Genomic DNA, 19,885 nt, shown 5'->3' with positions numbered 1-19,885 from the left:
ACCGGAGAGAACACGAGAGAAGGCAGAGCAAGAGGAGAAAACAAGAAGACCATGAGCAAGAAACATATCGAAGACTGCGTGCGCAGCAGCCTGGACAGCTATTTCCGCGACCTCCGCGGCACCGAACCCGACGGCATGTACGAGATGCTGGTGCGCGTCGTCGAGAAGCCCCTGCTCGACGTCGTGATGACGCGTGCCGAAGGCAACCAATCCAAGGCCGCCCAATGGCTCGGCCTCAACCGAAACACCCTGCGCAAGAAGCTGGTCGAACACAAACTGTTGAAGTAACCCCTGATGAATGCATTGATCTCCGTATCCGACAAGACCGGCATCCTCGAATTCGCCCAGGCGCTGCATGCGCTCGGCATCAAGCTGCTGTCGACCGGCGGCACCGCCAAGCTGCTGGCCGACGCCGGCCTGCCGGTGACCGAGGTGGCCGACCACACGGGCTTTCCCGAAATGCTCGACGGCCGCGTCAAGACGCTGCATCCGAAGGTGCATGGCGGCCTGCTGGCGCGGCGCGAGGTGCCGGCGCACATGGCCGCCTTGAAGGAACACGGCATCGACACCATCGACCTACTGGTGGTGAACCTCTATCCGTTCGAAGCCACGGTCGCCAAGCCCGGCTGCACGCTCGAGGATGCGATCGAGAACATCGACATCGGCGGCCCGGCGATGGTGCGCAGCGCGGCCAAGAACTGGAAGGATGTCGGCGTGCTGACCGACGCCTCGCAATATCCGCAAGCCCTGGCCGAACTCAAGGCCGAGGGCAAGCTCAGCGACAAGACCAGGTTCGCCTTCTCGGTGGCCGCCTTCAACCGCATCAGCCAGTACGACGGCGCGATCAGCGACTACCTCTCGGGGTTTGTGGATGACGGTTCGCATGCGCTGTTTCCGGCCCAGAGCAATGGCCGCTTCGTCAAGCTGCAGGACCTGCGCTACGGCGAGAACCCGCACCAGCAGGCCGCGTTCTATCGCGACCTCTATCCGGCGCCGGGCTCGCTGGTCACGGCGAAGCAGTTGCAGGGCAAGGAGCTGAGCTACAACAACATCGCCGATGCCGATGCCGCGTGGGAATGCGTGAAGAGCTTCGACGCGCCGGCCTGCGTGATCGTGAAGCACGCCAACCCGTGCGGCGTCGCAGTYGGCAACGATCCGCTCGAGGCCTACAGCAAGGCCTTCAAGACCGACCCGACCTCGGCCTTCGGCGGCATCATCGCCTTCAACCGGTCGATGGACCGGGCTGCGGCCGAAGCGGTCAGCAAGCAGTTCGTCGAGGTGCTGATGGCGCCGGGCTATTCGGCCGAGGCGCTGGAGGTGTTCAAGAGCAAGGTCAATGTGCGCATCCTCGAGATTGCGCTGCCGCCGGGCGGCAAGACCGACTGGGACAACGGCCGCAACGCGGTCGACGTCAAGCGCATCGGTTCGGGCCTGTTGATGCAGACCGCCGACAACCGCGAGCTGTCGGTCGACGAGCTCAAGGTGGTCAGCAAGAAGCAGCCGACGCCGCAGCAACTGCAGGACTTGCTGTTCGCCTGGAAGGTCGCCAAGTTCGTCAAGAGCAACGCCATCGTGTTCTGCGCCGACGGCATGACGATGGGCGTCGGTGCCGGCCAGATGAGCCGGCTCGACTCGGCGCGCATCGCCAGCATCAAGGCCCAGCACGCGAGCCTGTCGCTGGCCGGCACGGCGGTCGCGAGCGACGCCTTCTTCCCGTTCCGCGATGGCCTCGACGTGGTGGTCGATGCGGGTGCTACTTCGGTGATCCAGCCGGGCGGTTCGATGCGCGACCAGGAAGTGATCGATGCTGCAGACGAGCGCGGCGTCGTCATGGTTCTATCCGGAGTTCGCCACTTCCGGCATTGAGCCTAGTTGCCGTCTGAAAAGCGGTACTTGAGCTGGAAGCTGATCGCACCGTAGAGGCGGTCCTTGATGCTGGGGATGATCGCGATGTTCAGTCCCCAGTGCCTGCCCTCGATCGCCGCGGTCGGGATCAGCGCCGGGAACCAGCCACCGTTGTTCGTCATCTGGTAGCCGTCGAAGCCGCCCACCACGGCGCCCAGCTTCACGCCGTGGAACTCGAAGGGCATCACGTACAAGCCGATGTAGTGCGAGCGATCGCGGTCGCTGTTGCGAAAGGCGCCGGCCGTGATCGAGTAGGTCTTGTCGATCGGCCACTCGATGCCGATTCCCGGATTGAAGTCTTCCAGCCCCTTGTTGCGATCGAAGTGCAGCGCATAGAAGCCCGGGTTGACCCAGACCTGGCTGATGTCGACCTGCGCGAGCGCCAGACCGGGCAGCAGCAGGCCCGCGCCTGCCACCAGCGATGGCAGCTTCACGGTGCCTACAGCGTCTTGAATATCTGGCGCGYCGCCTCGACGGTGGCGGCGATGTCGTCCTCGCTGTGCGCGGCGCTCACGAAGCCGGCCTCGTAGAGCGCCGGCGCGATGTAGACGCCGCGCTCGAGCAGGCCGTGGAACAGCGTGTTGAACTTCGCGCCGTCGCTCTTCATCACGGCCGCGTAGTTCTGCGGCAGCGCGTCGAAGAGGAAGAAGCCAAACATGCCGCCCTCGCTGTCGGCGCTGAAAGGCACGCCTTCAGCGGCCGCGGCGGCCTTCAGGCCGTCGATCAGCAAGCGCGTCTTCGTCGACAGCGCTTCGTAGAAGCCGGGCCGGGCGATTTCGTTCAGCGTGGCCAGCCCGCAGGCGGTGGCCACCGGATTGCCCGACAGCGTGCCGGCCTGGTACACCGGTCCCATCGGCGCCAGTTGTTCCATGATCGCGCGCGGCCCGCCGAAGGCGGCCAGCGGCATGCCGCCGCCGATCACCTTGCCGAGCACCGTGAGGTCGGGCGTCACGCCCAGCACGCCCTGGGCACCGCGCAGCCCGACGCGGAAGCCGGTCATCACCTCGTCGAACACCAGCAGCGCGCCGTACTGCGTGCACAGCTCGCGGCAGCGCTTGGCGAAGGCCGCGCTGGCGCGCACGAAGTTCATGTTGCCGGCGATCGCCTCGATCATCAGGCAGGCGATCTCGTGGCCGTGCAGCGCGAAAGCCTCCTCAAGCTGCGCGAGGTTGTTGTACTCGAGCACCAGCGTGTGCTGCACCACCTCGGGCGGCACGCCGGCCGAGGTCGGGTTGCCGAAGGTCGCGAGGCCCGAACCGGCCTTGACCAGCAGGGCGTCGGCGTGGCCGTGGTAGCAGCCTTCGAACTTGATGATGTACTTGCGGCCGGTGGCGCCGCGCGCCAGGCGCAGCGCGCTCATCGCGGCCTCGGTGCCCGAGCTCACGAGGCGCACCATCTCCATCGACGGCACCAGCGCCAGGATGGCCTCGGCGAGCTCGATCTCGCGCTCGGTCGGGGCGCCGAAGGAGAAGCCATCGGTGACGGCGCGCTGCACCGCCTCGACCACCGCCGGGTGGCCGTGGCCGAGGATCATCGGGCCCCAGGAGCCGATGTAGTCGATGTAGCGCTTGTCGTCGGCGTCCCAGAAATAGGCGCCCTGCGCGCGCTTCACGAAGCGCGGCGTGCCGCCGACGGCCTTGAAGGCCCGCACCGGCGAATTCACGCCCCCGGGGATGACGGCGCGGGCGCGCTCGAAGAGGATCTGGTTCTGGTCAGGATGTGGCATCAATGGCGGGTGTCGTGCGGAGGGAGGGCGAAGTCGGTCGGCGACGCGAGGTCGTCATTGTCCTCGTCCTCGTCGTCCTCGGGCTGGGCCCAGAACAGGCGGTCGGGCAGCACGTGCCCCATGCCGGGACGGAAGCCGGCGTCGAGGCAGCGGTCCATGTAGCTCAGCGCCTCGCTGGTGGCGGCGACCAGGTCGGTGCCGCTCGCGAGCAGCGCCGCGAGCGCGGCCGACAAGGTGTCGCCGGCGCCGGCGAACACGGCATCGAGCCGCTCGTACTTCTCGCTCGCCAGCACCGCCTGCGGCGAGGCCAGCACGTTGTCGATGAACTGGTCGGGCAGCATCAGTCCGGTGACCAGCGTGTAGGGCACGCCGAATTCGCCTGCGGCCATGGCGATGTCGCGCGCTGTCGGCGGCTTCTCGCCGCTCCAGTCGGGCAGCAGCCAGCGCCACAGGGTGCTGTGGTTGCCGACCAGCACCGTGGTCTGCGGCAGCACCAGCTCGCGAAAGGCGTCGAGATACGCCTCGATCTGGCCGTCCTCCCACCACGAGAGGTTCGGCATGTACGCGACCACCGGCACTTCGGGGTAGTCGGTCGCGGTCTCGGCCACGGTGCTGAGATTTTCCGGCGAGCCAACGAAGCCGACCTTGATCAACTGCACCTCGACGTCCTCGAGGATCGAGCGCGCCTGMTCGGCCACCGCCTCCTCGTCAAAGGCGAAGTGATCGAAGATCTCGGCGGTGTCGCGCGCGTAGGCGCCGGTGACCACCGCCAGCATGTGGGCGCCGACCGAGGCCATGGCCAGGGCGTCGCCGCCCAGGCCACCGGCCCCGCTCGGGTCGCTGGCGTTGAAGACCAGCACGCAGGGCGGATTCAAATCGCCTTCCGCAACGGCTTCCTCGTCCGAGGGGTCGCTAAGATCGCTGGTTTCGCGATCGTGCTCTGGTGGTAGTAGGTAAGTTTTCATACTCGAATCAGGGCTCACTGGATGGTGGCATATCTGAGACGGTTGTCACGTGATTTGCTGATACGTTTAGATACGATCGTTGCATTTGATGAACAGGGACCTTAAGCTGCGATGAATACGAAAACCTGGATGTGCCTGATTTGTGGGTGGATTTATGACGAGGCGGTCGGCGTGCCGGAAGATGGTATTGCGGCCGGCACGGCATGGGCGGATGTTCCAATGAACTGGACCTGCCCGGAATGCGGGGCACGCAAGGAAGATTTCGAAATGGTGGAGATCTGAAGCATGGCATAGGGCCGAGCTTCCTGTGCCCCCGACGGGTGCAGCGGTCGACAAGTGTCACAAGGAGCGGTGCGAAATGAGCGCGAATGGATCCGGCTACAAGGTGCTCGTCATCGACGACAGCAACACCATTCGGCGCAGCGCCGAGATCTTTCTCAGGCAGGGCGGGCACGAGGTTCTGCTGGCCGAGGACGGCTTCGACGCCTTGTCGAAGGTCAACGACCACAAGCCGCATCTGATCTTCTGCGACATCCTGATGCCGCGCCTCGACGGTTATCAGACTTGCGCCATCATCAAGCGCAACGCAAGCTTCTCCAACGTGCCCGTCGTCATGCTGTCTTCCAAGGATGGCGTCTTCGACAAGGCGCGCGGCCGCATGGTCGGCTCGCAGGACTACCTCACCAAACCCTTCACCAAGGACCAACTGCTACATGCCGTGCAGCAATTCGGTCTCGTTCAGGAAGCCCAGTAATGGCGATTCGCAAAGTGCTCGTGGTCGACGACTCGAAGACGGAACTGGTTTTCCTCACAGACCTGCTGCAGAAGAACGGTTTTTCGGTCAAGACGGCCGAGAACGCGGACGACGCCATGCGCCGCCTCGAGGAAGAACAGCCCGATCTGATCCTGATGGATGTCGTGATGCCGGGTCAGAATGGCTTCCAGCTGACGCGCGCCATCGCTCGCAATCCGCAGTACGCCGCGGTGCCGATCATCCTGTGCACCAGCAAGAACCAGGAAACCGATCGCGTCTGGGGCATGCGGCAGGGCGCCCGCGATTACATCGTCAAGCCGGTGAATGCCGCCGAGCTGATGGCCAAGATCAGCGCCCTGGCCTGATCGATCGATCCGTTCGCCCATGGCCAACCGCGACGCTCTCCGCGCTTTCCAGTCCCGACTCGCCGGCCGCCTGCAGGCCGCGCGCACCTCGGACGTCTCCGCCTCGTGGCTCGCGGTGGAGGCGGGCGAATCAAAGTACCTGTTCCCGCTCGGTCACGCCGGCGAGATCTTTCCCTGGGTGGCGCCGCAGTCCGTGCCCTATACGGCGCCCTGGTTCCTCGGCGTCGCCAACCTGCGCGGCGGGCTCTATGGCGTCGTGCAGCTGTCGGGCTTCGCCATCGGTGCTGCCGTGCTGCCGGCGTTGAACGAAGCGACCCGCGCCCAGTCGCGGCTGGTCGCGCTCAATGAATTGCTGGAAGTCAATTGCGCCCTGTTGATCGACCGCCTGGTCGGCCTGCGCGGCGTCGACGCCTTCGTCGCGTCCGAGGCGCCGCGGGGCGATACTGCGCCCTGGCTCGGACATTCGTACACCGACGCCGCAGGAGGCCGCTGGCAGGAAATCAACCTGCAGGCGCTTTCGCAGCATCCCCAGTTCCTGAGCATCGGCGCCTGAAGGCCAGCCGAGCACCGTATACAACCTGAAGGACCGACCGTGAGCTCGATCGCCGACAAGTTCAAGAAATTCCTGCCCCAGGGCGGCAACCGCATGGCCGTGGGCAGCGACAGCGCGGCCACCCTGTCGCTGGACAGCCTCGACACCTTGCAGACGAGCGATGACAGGGGCGAGCCCCTGCGGCGCGACGCCGTGCCCGAGTCCGAACTTCCGACGGTGGCGGAGGCCGCCGACGCCATGGTGCAGAGCGCGGAAGAGGGTGCGCCGCCAGGGGGCGAGGCGGGTGCGGTCCCGCCGCCGGTCGCGCGGTCGAGGCGCTCGCAACGCTCCAGTCCGGCGCGCCAGCAGCGGATTCTCGCGATGGCCCTCGCGGGCGTGGTGCTGCTGCTGCTGCTGGTCGCCGGCTCCGCCATCCTGCGCGCCGAACGCCTGGCCCAGCAGGTGGCGGCCACCGGCCAGTCGCTGATGCAGTCGCAGCGGCTTGCCAAGTCGGTGTCCCAGGCGCTGGTCGGCAACGTTGCCGCCTTCGCTGAAGTGCGCGACAGCGCCGATGACCTGACCCGCCGCGTGCAGGGTCTGTCGAACGGCGACGATGCGCTCAAGCTGGAGCGCGTCGGCAGCCAGTACGACACTGAGCTCGGCAAGATCGCACCGCTGGTCGACCGCGCCGACAAGAGCGCCAAGGCCGTGCTGGCGCAGCAGAAGATCCTGACGCAGGTCGGCACCGCGCTGCGCGACATCAACCGCCAGTCCTCCGACCTGCTAGAGATGGCCGAGACCGTGGCCTCGCTCAAGATGCAGCAGAACGCGACCATCCCCGAGATCTCGGCCGCCGGCCAGCTGGTGATGCTGACCCAGCGCATCGGCAAGTCGGCCAACGAATTCCTGACGGTCGAGGGCGTGAGCCCTGACGCCGTGTTCTTGCTCGGCAAGGACCTGAACAGCTTCCAGGAAATCACCCGCGGCCTGCTCGACGGCAGCCCGCAGCAGCGCCTGCCGGGCACGCGCGACGCGCAGACCCGCCAGCAGCTCGAAGCCATCCTGAAGACGTACGAATCGACCCGCACGCAGGCCGGCGCCATCCTGGGCAACCTGCAGGGCCTGGTTGCCGCGCGCGAAGCACAGGCCGCGATCCTGGCCGACAGCGAACCGCTGCGCACCGCGCTCGGCGACCTGCAGGAAAAGCTCTCGGCCCGCACCGGTCTCGGCGCCGGCACCGTGGTGATGCTGTTCGTGCTGTCGCTGGCCGCCCTGGCACTGGCCGGCGCGATCGGATTCGTGCAGGTGCGCGAAGGGCGCGAACGGGCCGCCGCCGCGGAACGCGATCGGGTCGAGGCCGAGCGCGTGAGCGAGGACGCGAGCCGCGTCAACGCCGCCAACCAGGCAGCCATTCTTCGGCTGATGAACGAACTGCAGACGGTGGCCGAAGGCGACCTGACGCAGGAAGCCACGGTGACCGAGGACATCACCGGCGCCATCGCCGACTCGGTGAACTACACGGTGGAAGAACTTCGCCTCTTGGTCGGCAACGTGCAGAACACGGCGACCCGCGTGGCGCAGACCACCTCGCAAGTGGAAAGCACCTCGACCGAACTGCTGGCAGCCTCGACCGAGCAGTTGCGCGAGATCCGCGAGACCGGCCAGTCGGTGCTGACGATGGCCGAGCGGATCAACGGCGTGTCCTCGCAGGCGCAGGAATCGGCCACGGTGGCGCGGCAGTCGCTGCAAGCCGCTTCGTCGGGCCTGCAGGCGGTGCAGAACGCGATCGGCGGCATGAACTCGATCCGCGACCAGATCCAGGAAACCTCCAAGCGGATCAAGCGCCTGGGCGAATCCTCGCAGGAGATCGGCGAAATCACCGAGCTGATCTCGGACATTACCGAACAGACCAACGTGCTGGCACTCAACGCCGCCATCCAGGCCGCATCGGCGGGTGAAGCCGGCCGCGGCTTCTCGGTGGTGGCGGAAGAAGTGCAGCGGCTGGCCGAGCGCTCGGCCGACGCCACGCGCCAGATCTCGGCGCTGGTGAAGGCGATTCAGACCGACACCCAGGATGCGGTGGGCGCCATGGAGCGCTCCACGCAGGGCGTGGTCGAAGGCGCGAAGCTGTCCGACAACGCCGGCACCGCGCTGTCGGAAATCGACCGGGTGTCGCGCCGACTGGCCGACCTGATCGAGCAGATTTCTCAATCCGCCTCGCGCGAAGCCGATTCGGCCAACGTGGTGGCCGCCAACATCCAGCACATCTTCGCCGTGACCGAGCAGACCGGCGAAGGCACGCGGACCACCGCGCAGCAGGTGCGCGAACTCTCGCACATGGCCGAAGAGCTGCGCCAGTCCGTGTCTCGTTTCAAGATTGCCTGAACGCCGAGCGCCCAACGTGTCGATCCAAAGCCCCGCCACCGCCCACACAGCCGGCAACGCGCCGGCCACCGAGGATCTTGGGCCGCTGGCCTGGGTATTGGGAGAAATCCAGAAGACGCTGGAAGGCGTCGGCAAGACGCTGCACCGCTTCGCCCGCGAAGCCTCGATGGCGCTGCCCGGTTCCGAACTCGACACCGCACCGCTGCGCCAGGCGCGCCTGCACCTGCACCAGGCGGTGGGCGCGCTGCAGATGGTGGGCCATACGGCGCCGGCGCTGGTGCTGGGCGCGATGGAATTCGCGGTCCAGAGTTTCGCCACGGAGCCCTTGCGCTGCACCGACGCCGCGGTCCAGAAGATCGACCGCGCCGGCTTCGCGATCGCCGACTTCCTGAACGCGATGATCGCCGGCAAGGTGGTCTCGTCGGTGGCGCTGTTCCCGCAGTATCGCGAGGTGCTCGAACTGGTCGGCAACGAGCGGGTGCACCCGGCCGACCTCTGGAGCATGACCTGGCGCTGGGTCGAGATCAAGCCGGCGCCGACCCAGACCGCGCTGGTCTATGACCCGGCCGTCCGTTCCAAGCTCGACCGCGAAGTGCTCAAGGTCGTAAAGAGCGGCGACGACCACGCGGCCCGCCGCCTGCAGGCGCTGTGCCTCGGGCTTGGGCGTGGCGCGTCGATTCCGCGCGTCGCGAGTTTCTGGACCCTGGCGGCCGGCTTCTTCGAAGCGCTGGCGCTGGCGCTGATTCCGGCCGACGCGCACGTGAAGCGCGCCGCCTCGCGCGTGCTGCTGCAGTACGCCACGCTGGCGCGCGGCGACAACACCGTGTCCGACCGGCTGGGCCAGGACCTGCTGTTCTTCTGTGCGCAGGCCGTGCCCGGCCCGCGCGACGAAGCCGCCACGCTGCGCGCCGTGCGCGTCGCCTGGGGCGTTGCCAACGAGCAGACCGTCGACTACACGATCGAGCAGTTCGGCCGCTTTGACCCGGGGGTGCTGGCGCAGGCGCGCAAGCGCATCGAGTCGGCCAAGGAAATGTGGTCTGCGCTCTCGGCCAGCGACGTCAGCCGCACGCGGCAGGTGGCCGACACCTTCGTCCAGCTGGGCGAATCGCTGCAGAAGCTGCACCCGGCGAGTGCACCGATGGTGCAGGCGCTCAACAACGCGGTCGAGGCCTCGATACGCTCGGGTCAGCCGCCGGCGACCGAACTGGCAATGGAAGTCGCGACCTCGGTGCTGTACCTCGAAGCGGCCTTCGAGGACCTCGATCCGCACGACCGCCAGCTCACCGCCCGCACCGTGCAACTCGCGGGCCGTATCGAGCGGGCCCGCGAAGGCGGCCGCTCCGAGCCGCTCGAGCCCTGGATGGAGGAGCTCTACCGCCGCGTCAGCGACCGCCAGACCATGGGAACCGTGGTCAGCGAGCTGCGCAGCCACCTGAGCGAGCTCGAGAAGTCGCTCGACCAGTTCTTCCGCCGGCCGACCGAAAAAAGCTTGCTGCGCACGGTGCCGAGCCAGTTGCTGCAGATGCGCGGCGTGTTCTCGGTGCTCGGCCTGGACCAGGCTGCACAGACCGTGCAGCGCATGCGCGAAAACGTCGACCAATTGCTGGCCGAGGAATCGCCGGCCGACGAGATCCGCGCCTTCGATTCGCTCGGCAACAACCTCGGCGCGCTGGGCTTCCTGATCGACATGCTCAGCTACCAGCCGGCGCTGGCCAAGCGGCTGTTCGTGTTCGATGCCGAACTCGGCGAGCTCAAGCCGCTGATGGGGCGGCAGGGCAGCGAAACCGGTGCGCCGGAAGCGGCGGCGGCGCCGGTGTCCTTTGCCTCGGCATCGGGGCCAGTCGCCGCCACCGAAACCGTGCTCAGCGTCGAGGAGGTGGATGCGCAGATCGCCGCCAAGCTGGCGGCGCTCGCGGCGCCCGGCAACCGCAGCAAGCCGGCGCCCTCGTCGATCGAGGAGTTCAGCCGCGCGACCGCCGACTGGACCGCGAAGATCACCGGCCCGGCCCCGCTCGAAGGGCTGCCCGACACCGAAGTCACCGAGCTCGAGGAGGACGACCTCCAGAACATCTTCCTGGACGAAGCGCGTGAAGTGCTGCACAACGGCCTGGCCGCAGTGTCGGTGCTGTCGTCCCGCCCCGATGACGACGGCGAACTGACGGTGCTGCGCCGTGCCTTCCACACGCTCAAGGGCAGCTCGCGGATGGTCGGACTGATGGATTTCGGCGAGGCCGCCTGGTCCTTCGAGCAGGTGCTCAACACCTGGCTGGCCGACCAGCGCCCGGCGACGCCGGAACTGATCGCCGGCACGCGCAGTGCGCTGACGGATTTCGCGAAATGGGTCGAAGCGATCGCCGCCAACCAGCCCCACGGCTGGCATTCGGCGCCCTTCCGCAGCATGGCCGAGTCGCTGCGCACCGGCGAGCCGCTGGTGGCCGCGCCGCGCGTGGCCGATGCTGATGCGCTGGTTGCGGCGGCACGCCACATCGCTGCCGAATCGCTGGCGGAGTCGCCGCCGCCGGCTGCGGAGCCCGTGGTGCTGCCGCCGCTCCCCGATCTGGAACTCGGTTCGATCGACTTTGAGCCCGAGCTGCCGCCGACCGAGGTGCCGATCGAGGAACCGGCCGCGGCGACGTCGGCCGCCGAAGCGCCCGACGCCGGCGCGATCCTGAAGGAGCCCTCCCGCGACGCGCTGGAGGAACCACGCACGCCGGACGACTTCACCTCGACGGACTTTCTCGATTTCGAAGGCGTTCCGGCGCCGGAGGGAGAACCGCTGGACCTGGGCGCGATCGAGGAGGTCGATTTCCTCGAGACCATGCACACCTCGCTCGAGCCCGCGGCCTACGCGCCGCCGCAAGCGCGGCCCGAGCCGGTGCCGGAAGCGCAAGCGCCGCGGGAAGCCGAGCCGGCCCTGGACTTCTCGTTGCGGCTGGAACCCGAAGCCCCGGCCGAGGCGCCGCAGGCAGCGCATGTCGAGGCCGAGGTCGAACCGGTGATCGAAGGGCTGGCGCTGGCGCCGGTCGCGGAGGCGGCCGAGGAAGAGCTTCGGCTGGAAACCGAGCCCGAACCGGTAGCGGAACCAAAAGCGGACGCAGAAGCAGAAGCAGAAGCAGAAGCTGTCGCCGCGCCGCCGATCGAGTTCGAGCCCGAACGCCCGGCCCTGCCGAGCGCCGATGAGCAGGTCAAGGTTATCGGGCCGCTGCGCATCGGCATCGCGCTCTACAACGTCTATCTCAACGAAGCCGACGAGTGGTCCCGCCAACTGGCCACCGAGGTCGGCGAATGGGCGCTCGAATCGCATCAGCGGGTGTCCGACTCCACGATCGGGCTGGCGCATTCGCTGGCCGGTAGTTCGGCGACGGTCGGATTCCACAGCCTGTCGGGCATGGCGCGCCTGCTCGAGGCCGCGCTGCAGCACCTCCAGATGCAGGGCCGCGGAACACCCCAGCAGGGTGCGGTGCTGGTCGGCGCCGCCGAGGAACTGCGCCGCTTGCTGCATCAGTTCGCGGCCGGTGTCCTCAAGGACCCGATCGAAGGCACACTGCGGGCGCTGCGCGAGGTTGCGGCCTCGGTGCTGCCGGCCGAAGCGGTCGAGACCCGTCCTGCCTATCCGCACCTGGTGCGCGATGCCATGGCCGACGTGGCGCTGGACGACGGTGGGGACGTCATCGACGTCGCCGACGCGGTCGACGTCGACCTGTTCCCGATCTTCGAGGAGGAGGCGGCAGAGCTGTTGCCGGCGCTCGGTGCCGCATTGCGCGAATGGGCGCAGCATCCCGAGGATTCCGCGCCGCGTTCGTCCATGCTGCGGACCCTGCACACGCTCAAGGGCAGTGCCCGGCTGGCGGGCGCGATGCGCCTGGGCGAGCGCGCACACCGGATGGAGTCCGAGATCGAATCGCTCGGCGCCACGGGCGCCGACCGCGTGTCGATCGAGCAGTTGCTGACGCGCTTCGATACGCTGCAGGCGACCTTCGATGCCTTGCGCGCCGCAGACGATGCGATCCAGACCGAGCTGCAGCGCGCCGTCGCTGCGCCGCCCCTTCCGGTCGCGCCCAAGGTCGAGCCAGCGCTGCCCGCCGAGGCCGCGAAAGTCGTGCAGGCTGAAGAGGCCGTGGCCGCAGCCCGGCCGGTCGCCGCGCGCGGCCTGGTGGCCGTGCCCTCGCCATCGGCCCTGACGCCGCTGCGCGCCGTTTCGAGCCAGGCGGTCCGCATCCGCACCCACCTGCTCGACCGGCTGGTGGCGCAGGCCGGCGAGGTCATCATCACGCGGTCGCGGCTCGAAGCCGAGATCGGCCAGCTGCGAAGCTCGCTCAGCGACCTGACCGGCAACCTCGACCGCCTGCGTCAGCAGTTGCGGGACATCGAGGTCCAGGCCGAGAGCCAGATGCAGTCGCGGCTGGCCCAGGCCAAGGACTCGCAACAGGGCTTCGACCCACTCGAGTTCGACCGTTTCACGCGGGTGCAGGAACTGACCCGCATGATGGCCGAGTCGGTCAACGACGTGGCGACCGTGCAGCGCACGCTGCAGAAGACGGTCCAGGCGACCGAGGACGACCTCAGCGCCCAGGCGCGCCAGACGCGCGAATTGCAGCGCGGGCTGCTGCGCACGCGGATGGTGGAGTTCGAGGGCATTTCCGACCGGCTCTACCGTGTGGTGCGCCAGGCATCCAAGGACACCGGCAAGCAGGTGCGGCTGGACATCACCGGCGGCTCAATCGAAATGGACCGCGGCGTGCTGGACCGCATGACGCCGGCCTTCGAGCATTTGCTGCGCAACTGCGTGGCGCACGGCATCGAGGATGCGGCGGTGCGTGAGCGGGCCGGCAAGGACGCCAGCGGCCTGATCGCCATCGAGCTGCACCACGAAGGCAACGACGTCTCGGTGAGTTTCCGCGACGACGGCGCGGGCCTGAACCACGAACGGATCATGGCGCGCGCACGGGCCCTCGGCCTGGTGGCCGAAGGCCAGCAGCTGAGCCCCGCGGAAGCGGCCGAACTGATCTTCCAGCCCGGATTCTCGACCGCCGAACAGGTGTCCGAGCTGGCCGGTCGCGGGATCGGCATGGACGTGGTGCGGGCCGAGGTCGCCGCGCTCGGTGGCCGTATCGAAACCCACAGCCAGCCCGGCCAGGGCACGGTCTTCAAGCTGGTGCTGCCGCTGACCACCGCCGTGACGCACGTGGTCATGCTGCGCGCCGGTGGCACATCGATCGGCGTGCCCTCCAACCTGGTCGAGCTCGTGCTGCGCGCGAGTGCCTCGGACCTCGAGTCCGCCTACCTCGATCAGCGCTATCCCTTCGGCGGCGAGCAGGTGCCCTTCTACTGGGCCGGTGCGCTGCTGCAGTCCTCGGCCCGCAGCGAGCGGGCAGCGGCCAAGGCCAACACCATCGTCATCGTGCGAAGCGCGGCGCAGCGCGTCGCCCTTCACGTGGACGAAGTCCTGGGCAACCAGGAAGTGGTGGTCAAGAACCTGGGCCCGCAGCTGTCGCGGCTGCCGGGCATGGCCGCCATCTCGGTGCTGGCCTCGGGCGCTGTCGCGCTGATCTTCAACCCCGTGGCGCTGGCCGCGGTGCATGGCGAGAAGGCCCGCGAGTTCCAGGCCGCCGCCCGCCGCCAGTCGGCGGCGCGCGGCACCGAGCCCGTGGCCGCGCCGACGCCGGTGGCGCCGCAGGTGCCGCTGGTGCTGGTGGTGGACGATTCGATCACGGTGCGGCGCGTCACGCAGCGGCTGCTGCAGCGCGAAGGCTACCGCGTGGCGCTGGCGGCCGACGGCCTGCAGGCGCTCGAACGGCTGCAGCAGGAGCGGCCGGCGGTGGTGCTGTCCGACATCGAGATGCCGCGCATGGACGGCTTCGACCTGGCGCGCAACATACGCGCCGACCAGTCGCTGGCCGACCTGCCGATCATCATGATCACCTCGCGCATCGCCGAGAAGCACCACGACCACGCGCGCGCGCTCGGCGTGAACCACTACCTCGGCAAGCCCTACTCAGAAGACGAACTGCTGCGGCTGGTGCGCAGCTACACCGGCGTCGATCTGCCGGCGGCGCTGGCAGCCTGACGGACTGCGCGGGCAGGGGGCCTCTTCAGCGCTTCGCGCGCGGCTCCTGCGCCTTCACCACGGCGTAGCGCTGCAGCGTGCGCTCGCGGGCCTCGGCGTGGTCGACCACCGGCTTCGGGTAGTCCACGCCGAGTTCGACACCCGCTGCCACCAGCTCGAGCGGCTTGGCGGTCCATGGAGCATGGATGGCTGCGTTCGACAGCTTCCCCAACTGCGGCAGGTAGCGGCGGATGAACTTGCCCTCGGGATCGAAGTGCTGGCTCTGCGTGACCGGGTTGAAGATCCGGAAATAGGGCTGGGCATCGCAGCCGCTCGAACTCGCCCACTGCCAGCCGCCGTTGTTCGAGGACAGCTCGAAGTCGTTGAGATGCTCGGCGAAGTAGCGTTCCCCGCGCCGCCAGTCGATGCCCAGGTCCTTGCAGAGGAAGCTCGCCACCACCATCCGCAGGCGGTTGTGCATGTAGCCGGTCTGGTTGATCTGCGCCATCGCCGCGTCGATCAGCGGGTAGCCGGTCCGGCCCTTGCACCAGGCATCGAATAACTGGTCGGCGTGCTTGCCGTGGTGCCACTGGATCCTGTCGTACTCGGGCCGGAAACTGCGCGATTCGCCGGCTTCGGCCACCTGCGGATGGTGGGCCAGGATCTGGAAGTAGAAGTCGCGCCAGATCAGCTCGCCGAGCCAGCTCGCCGCCCCGGCGCTGCCCTGAAGCGACAGCGGAAGCGCCAGCCCCGCGAGCTGCCGGATCGACACCGTGCCGAAGCGCAGGTGCACGCCGAGGTAGCTCGGGCCGCGCACCGCGGGGAAGTCGCGCGCCTGGTCGTAGCGGTCGATCCGCTGCAGGAAATCGCCCAGCAGCGCGGCCCCGCCCTGGCTGCCGGTGGGGATGTCCAGCGCCGACAGGTTGGTCGGCTCGAAACCCAGTTCGGCCAACGTGGGCACCGGGGCGCGCAGCGCGGCCGGAGGCGCCGTCAGCGCTTCCGCGTGGCGGCGCACCGGATAGGGCTTGAGATAGAAGGCATCGACCTTGGCCAGCCAAGCCCGCTTGTAGGGCGTGAAGATCGTGTAGGACTGGCCGCCCTGCGTCAGCAACTCGTCGCGCTCGAAGATCGCCTGGTCCTTGGCGGTATGGAAGGCAATGCCGGCGTTGGCCAGCGCGCCCAGCACCTTGGCGTCGCGGTCGAGCGCCCGGGGCTCATCGTCGCGGTTGGCGAACACCGCCTGCACCTCCAGCGTGCGCGCCAGCTGCGCGATCTCCTGTTCGGCGAGCGCATGGCGCACGATGAGCCCGCCGCCCAGGGCCTCGAGCTCCGCCTGCAGCTCGACCAGCGACTCGCGGATGAACTCCACCCGCCGGTCGACCCGCGGCAGCGGGTCGAGGATCGCGCGGTCGAAGACGAACACGCAGACCACCTGCCGGCAGGCGCGCAGCGCCTGATAGAGCGCCGCGTTGTCGTCCACGCGCAGATCCCGGCGAAACCACATCAGTCCTTTCGGATAGATCTTGTCGACGGCAAGTAAAATCGAAGGCATGGCCCTTGATTCTCCACGGATGAACCTCACGCATCATTTCCTGATCGCGATGCCGGGTCTCGAAGACAAGGCCTTCAGCCGCAGCGTGGTCTACCTCTGCGAGCACAGCGAGCGCGGTGCGCTCGGGCTGGTGATCAACAAGCCCAGCGACATCAATCTCGGCGTGCTGTTCGAGAAGATCGAGCTGCACCTGTCGCGCCCCGAACTTGGCAATGCGCCGGTGTTCCAGGGCGGCCCGGTGCAGACCGAGCGCGGCTTCGTGCTGCACGAGCCGGTGTTCGCGGACGCCGACAAGCCCAATGAATCCGTCTACGCCTCGACCATGACGATCCCCGGCGGCCTCGAGATGACCACCTCCAAGGATGTGCTCGAGGCGCTGGCCACCGGCGCCGGCCCGCGCAAGGTACTGGTGTCGCTCGGCTACGCGGCCTGGGGCGAGGGTCAGCTCGAATCCGAACTGGCCGAGAACAGCTGGCTCACGGTGGGCGCCGACCCGGCCGTGATCTTTGATACCCCGGTCGAGCAGCGCTACGACAAGGCGCTCTCGCTGCTGGGCCTGGAGGCCTGGACCCTGTCGCCAGATGCGGGGCATGCATGAGCGTTCAGGCGATGCCCGACCGCAGCATGCATTCCCCGTCCGTTCCCGCCCATTTCCAGAGTTTCCTGGCCTTCGACTACGGTCAGAAGCGCACCGGCGTCGCCAGCGGCAACCGCTTGCTGCGCACGGCCACCCCGCAGGCCACCATCAAGGCTGAGGGCGATGCCCGCTTCGCGCAGGTCGAGGCCCGGATCCGCGAATGGCAGCCCGACGCGCTGGTGATCGGCGTGCCGTACCACCCCGACGGCGCGCCCCACGAGAACACCCGGGCGGCCAAGCGCTTCGCACGACAGCTCCACGGGCGCTTCCAGCTGCCGGTGTACGAGGTCGATGAGCGCTACAGCACGACCGAGGCGCTGGCCGGCGGCGCCCGCGACGCCGATGCCGCCTCGGCCTGCATCATCCTTGAACAGTTCCTGAGGAGTCTCCCGTGAACGCAATCCCCGACGCCGAAGCGCTCTATCTCGAGCTGCTGCGCGGCGTGAAATCACTCATGCGCGCCGACACCCGCCTGGTCGGCATCACCTCGGGCGGCGCCTGGCTGGTCGAGCGGCTGCAGAAGGACCTGGGCCTGGCCGGCGCGCCCGGCATCATCTCCTCGGCGATGCACCGCGACGACTTCGCCCGCCGCGGCCTCGCCGCCAGCGCGCAGACCACGCTGCCCTTCGACGTCAACGGCGCCGACGTGCTGCTGCTCGACGATGTGCTCTACACCGGGCGCACCATCCGCGCGGTGCTCAACGAGCTGTTCGACTTCGGCCGTCCGGCCTGCGTGCGGCTGGCGATACTGATCGACCGCGGCGGCCGCGAGCTGCCGGTGGCGGCCGACTTCGCGGCGCAGAAGCTGGAACTACCCGCCACGCAATTGCTGGCCCTCGYCCGCAGCGACAGCGGCGCCTTCGCCTTCCAGGTAGAAGAAAGCAAATGAACCCCCACGCTCATCACTTCATGTATTCGCTGCCCCCCGAGGGGGCGCAGGCCTCCCTTGGGGCGGCCCGGCGGGAGGCCTGATGCTCTACAAACGAAACCCCCAGCTCAACAAGAACGGCGAACTGATCCACCTGCTCTCGATCGAGGGGCTGCCGAAGGACATCGTCACACATATCCTCGACACCGCCACCAACTTCGCCAGCGTCAGCGACCGCGAGGTCAAGAAGGTGCCGCTGCTGCGCGGCAAGAGCGTGTTCAACCTGTTCTTCGAGAACTCGACCCGCACCCGGACCACCTTCGAGATCGCGGCCAAGCGGCTGTCGGCCGACGTCATCAACCTCGACATCGCGCGCTCGTCGGCGACCAAGGGCGAGTCGCTGCTCGACACCATCGCCAACCTCAGCGCGATGGCCGCCGACCTGTTCGTGGTGCGGCACAGCGAGTCCGGGGCGCCCTATCTGATCGCGCAGCATGTGGCGCCGCACGTGCACGTGGTGAATGCCGGCGACGGGCGGCATGCGCATCCGACGCAGGGGCTGCTCGACATGTACACGATCCGCCACTACAAGAAGGACTTCTCCAACCTGACCGTGGCGATCGTCGGCGACGTGCTGCATTCGCGCGTGGCGCGCTCGGACATCCACGGCCTCACGACCCTGGGCTGCGCCGAGGTCCGCGTGGTCGGCCCCAAGACACTGGTGCCGAGCGACATGGCGCAAATGGGCGTGCGCGTCTGCCATACGCTCGAGGAAGGCATCAAGGACTGCGACGTGATCATCATGCTGCGGCTGCAGAACGAGCGTATGAGCGGTGCGCTGCTGCCGTCGTCGCAAGAGTTCTTCAAGACCTTCGGCCTCACGCCGGAGAAGCTGCAACTGGCCAGGCCGGATGCGATCGTCATGCATCCGGGGCCGATCAACCGGGGCGTCGAGATCGACTCCGCGGTGGTCGACGGCCGCCAGAGCGTGATCCTGCCGCAGGTCACTTTCGGCATCGCCGTGCGAATGGCGGTTATGAGCATCGTCGCGGGTAACGAAGCATGAGCAACATCCTGATCATCAACGGCCGGGTGGTCGACCCCGCTTCCGACCTCGACCAGCAGGCCGATATCGCGATCGCCGATGGCGTGGTGCAGGCCATTGGCAAGATCTCGCCTGAATTCCGCGCCGAGCGCACGCTCGATGCCCGGGGCTGCCTGGTCGTGCCCGGACTGGTCGACCTGGCGGCGCGGCTGCGCGAGCCCGGCTACGAGCACGAAGGCATGCTCGAGAGCGAAATGGGCGCGGCCGTGGCCGGTGGCGTCACCAGCCTGGTCTGCCCGCCCGATACCGATCCGGTGCTGGACGAGCCGGGCCTGGTCGAAATGCTCAAGTTCAGGGCCGAGAAGCTGCAGCGCGCCCGCCTGTTCCCGCTCGGTGCGCTGACGCGCGGGCTGGCCGGCGAGGTGCTGACCGAGATGGCCGAACTGACCGAGGCCGGCTGCATCGGCTTCGGCCAAGCCGAAGTGCCGCTCGGCAACACGCAGGTGCTGCAGCGCGCGCTGCAGTACGCAAGCACCTTCGGCTACACGGTATGGCTGCGCCCGCAGGACCGCGACCTCGGCAAGGGCGTTGCCGCCAGCGGGCCGCTGGCGACCCGGCTCGGGCTGTCGGGGGTGTCGGCAGCGGCCGAGACGATCGCCATCTTCACCATCGTCGAGCTGATGCGAAGCACCGGGGCGAGGGTCCACCTGTGCCGCCTGTCGAGCGCGGCCGGGGTGGCCCAGGTGCGCGCGGCCAAGGCCGAGGGCCTGCCGATCAGCTGCGACGTCAGCATCAATTCGCTGCACCTCGTCGACACCGACATCGGGTTCTTCGACAGCCGCGCGCGCCTCAACCCGCCGCTGCGCCAGCAGCGCGATCGTGAAGCGCTGTCGGCCGGCCTGGCCGACGGCACCATCGACGCGCTGGTGTCGGACCACACGCCGGTCGAAGCGGACGCCAAGACGCTGCCCTTCGCCGAAAGCGAACCTGGCGCCACCGGCCTCGAACTCCTGCTGCCGCTGGCGCTCAAGTGGGGCGAGCAGAGCGGCGCCGGCCTGCGGCGCGCGATCGAGGCCGTGACCGCCGCGCCCGCCCGGCTGCTGGG

Annotated in this window: 17 protein-coding genes; 13 read left to right on the top strand and 4 right to left on the bottom strand. The window is 68.2% G+C overall.

The features are described 5' to 3' along the window. Positions 1-51: 51 nt before the first annotated feature. Together AC1DY5_RS05665 and purH are read left to right on the top strand one after the other, a co-directional pair. Positions 52-288 carry a Fis family transcriptional regulator gene (locus tag AC1DY5_RS05665; RefSeq protein ID WP_028249493.1) on the top strand — a complete coding sequence of 79 codons (237 nt, stop codon included), beginning with the start codon at positions 52-54 and terminating at the stop codon, positions 286-288. A 6-nt stretch (positions 289-294) separates the two neighbouring features. Further along, positions 295-1,866, top strand: a complete 1,572-nt coding sequence (gene purH, locus AC1DY5_RS05660; protein WP_478109481.1) for a bifunctional phosphoribosylaminoimidazolecarboxamide formyltransferase/IMP cyclohydrolase — start codon at positions 295-297, stop codon at positions 1,864-1,866. A gap of 2 nt (positions 1,867-1,868) precedes the next feature. Here the strand turns inward: purH and AC1DY5_RS05655 are convergent, their stop codons facing one another. Genes AC1DY5_RS05655 through thiD form a run of 3 tightly spaced genes read right to left on the bottom strand, consistent with a single transcriptional unit; the run spans position 1,869 to position 4,596 of the window. Then, a complete protein-coding gene (locus AC1DY5_RS05655) occupies positions 1,869-2,339 on the bottom strand; it encodes a hypothetical protein (protein ID WP_478109479.1) in 471 nt (156 codons plus the stop codon). 5 nt (positions 2,340-2,344) lie between these two features. Beyond that, positions 2,345-3,631 (bottom strand): glutamate-1-semialdehyde 2,1-aminomutase, encoded by a 1,287-nt coding sequence (hemL, locus tag AC1DY5_RS05650; RefSeq protein ID WP_478109476.1) that lies wholly within the window; start codon positions 3,629-3,631, stop codon positions 2,345-2,347. After that, entirely contained in the window at positions 3,631-4,596 is a 966-nt protein-coding gene (thiD, locus tag AC1DY5_RS05645; RefSeq protein ID WP_478109474.1) for a bifunctional hydroxymethylpyrimidine kinase/phosphomethylpyrimidine kinase, read from the bottom strand. The genes hemL and thiD overlap by 1 nt, the downstream gene beginning before the upstream one ends. A gap of 111 nt (positions 4,597-4,707) precedes the next feature. Here thiD and AC1DY5_RS05640 point away from each other — a divergent pair, with 111 nt between their 5' ends. The 6 genes from AC1DY5_RS05640 (at position 4,708) to AC1DY5_RS05615 (ending at position 14,699) form a co-directional block, all read left to right on the top strand. Then, positions 4,708-4,878, top strand: a complete 171-nt coding sequence (locus AC1DY5_RS05640; protein ID WP_007838397.1) for a rubredoxin — start codon at positions 4,708-4,710, stop codon at positions 4,876-4,878. 76 nt (positions 4,879-4,954) lie between these two features. After that, positions 4,955-5,350, top strand: coding sequence for a response regulator (locus tag AC1DY5_RS05635; protein ID WP_478109472.1), 396 nt, complete (start codon positions 4,955-4,957; stop codon positions 5,348-5,350). Next, entirely contained in the window at positions 5,350-5,715 is a 366-nt protein-coding gene (locus tag AC1DY5_RS05630) for a response regulator transcription factor (RefSeq protein ID WP_028249487.1), read from the top strand. Before AC1DY5_RS05635 ends, AC1DY5_RS05630 begins: the two co-directional genes overlap by 1 nt. A gap of 19 nt (positions 5,716-5,734) precedes the next feature. Then, a complete protein-coding gene (locus AC1DY5_RS05625; RefSeq protein ID WP_478109469.1) occupies positions 5,735-6,268 on the top strand; it encodes a chemotaxis protein CheW in 534 nt (177 codons plus the stop codon). A gap of 39 nt (positions 6,269-6,307) precedes the next feature. Continuing rightward, on the top strand, positions 6,308-8,632 hold the full coding sequence (locus tag AC1DY5_RS05620) for a methyl-accepting chemotaxis protein (protein WP_478109467.1): 2,325 nt from the start codon (positions 6,308-6,310) through the stop codon (positions 8,630-8,632). Positions 8,633-8,648: 16 nt separating this feature from the next. Then, positions 8,649-14,699 carry a hybrid sensor histidine kinase/response regulator gene (locus tag AC1DY5_RS05615; protein WP_478109465.1) on the top strand — a complete coding sequence of 2,017 codons (6,051 nt, stop codon included), beginning with the start codon at positions 8,649-8,651 and terminating at the stop codon, positions 14,697-14,699. A 25-nt stretch (positions 14,700-14,724) separates the two neighbouring features. Here the strand turns inward: AC1DY5_RS05615 and AC1DY5_RS05610 are convergent, their stop codons facing one another. Continuing rightward, positions 14,725-16,230: a cryptochrome/photolyase family protein gene (locus tag AC1DY5_RS05610; RefSeq protein ID WP_478109463.1), complete on the bottom strand. Its 1,506-nt coding sequence runs from the start codon at positions 16,228-16,230 to the stop codon at positions 14,725-14,727. On the opposite strand from AC1DY5_RS05610, the gene AC1DY5_RS05605 reads away from it, so the two are divergent. The 5 genes from AC1DY5_RS05605 to AC1DY5_RS05585 all read left to right on the top strand — a co-directional run. Next, positions 16,229-16,828, top strand: a complete 600-nt coding sequence (locus AC1DY5_RS05605; protein WP_478109461.1) for a YqgE/AlgH family protein — start codon at positions 16,229-16,231, stop codon at positions 16,826-16,828. The genes AC1DY5_RS05610 and AC1DY5_RS05605 overlap by 2 nt on opposite strands. Further along, a complete protein-coding gene (ruvX, locus tag AC1DY5_RS05600) occupies positions 16,825-17,262 on the top strand; it encodes a Holliday junction resolvase RuvX (RefSeq protein ID WP_478109459.1) in 438 nt (145 codons plus the stop codon). Before AC1DY5_RS05605 ends, ruvX begins: the two co-directional genes overlap by 4 nt. Further along, complete coding sequence (gene pyrR / locus AC1DY5_RS05595; RefSeq protein WP_478109457.1) at positions 17,259-17,756, top strand: bifunctional pyr operon transcriptional regulator/uracil phosphoribosyltransferase PyrR; 498 nt, start codon at positions 17,259-17,261, stop codon at positions 17,754-17,756. Before ruvX ends, pyrR begins: the two co-directional genes overlap by 4 nt. Positions 17,757-17,838: 82 nt before the next feature. Beyond that, a complete protein-coding gene (locus tag AC1DY5_RS05590) occupies positions 17,839-18,801 on the top strand; it encodes an aspartate carbamoyltransferase catalytic subunit (RefSeq protein ID WP_478109453.1) in 963 nt (320 codons plus the stop codon). Continuing rightward, positions 18,798-19,885 (top strand): dihydroorotase (locus AC1DY5_RS05585; RefSeq protein ID WP_478109452.1); only part of this gene is annotated, 1,088 nt, incomplete at its 3' end. The genes AC1DY5_RS05590 and AC1DY5_RS05585, both read left to right, overlap by 4 nt.

Source organism: Variovorax sp. P4_D9, from assembly GCF_056401695.1.
The sequence above is the reverse complement of the archived record's forward strand: the minus strand, read 5'-3'. Positions and strand labels throughout refer to the sequence as shown.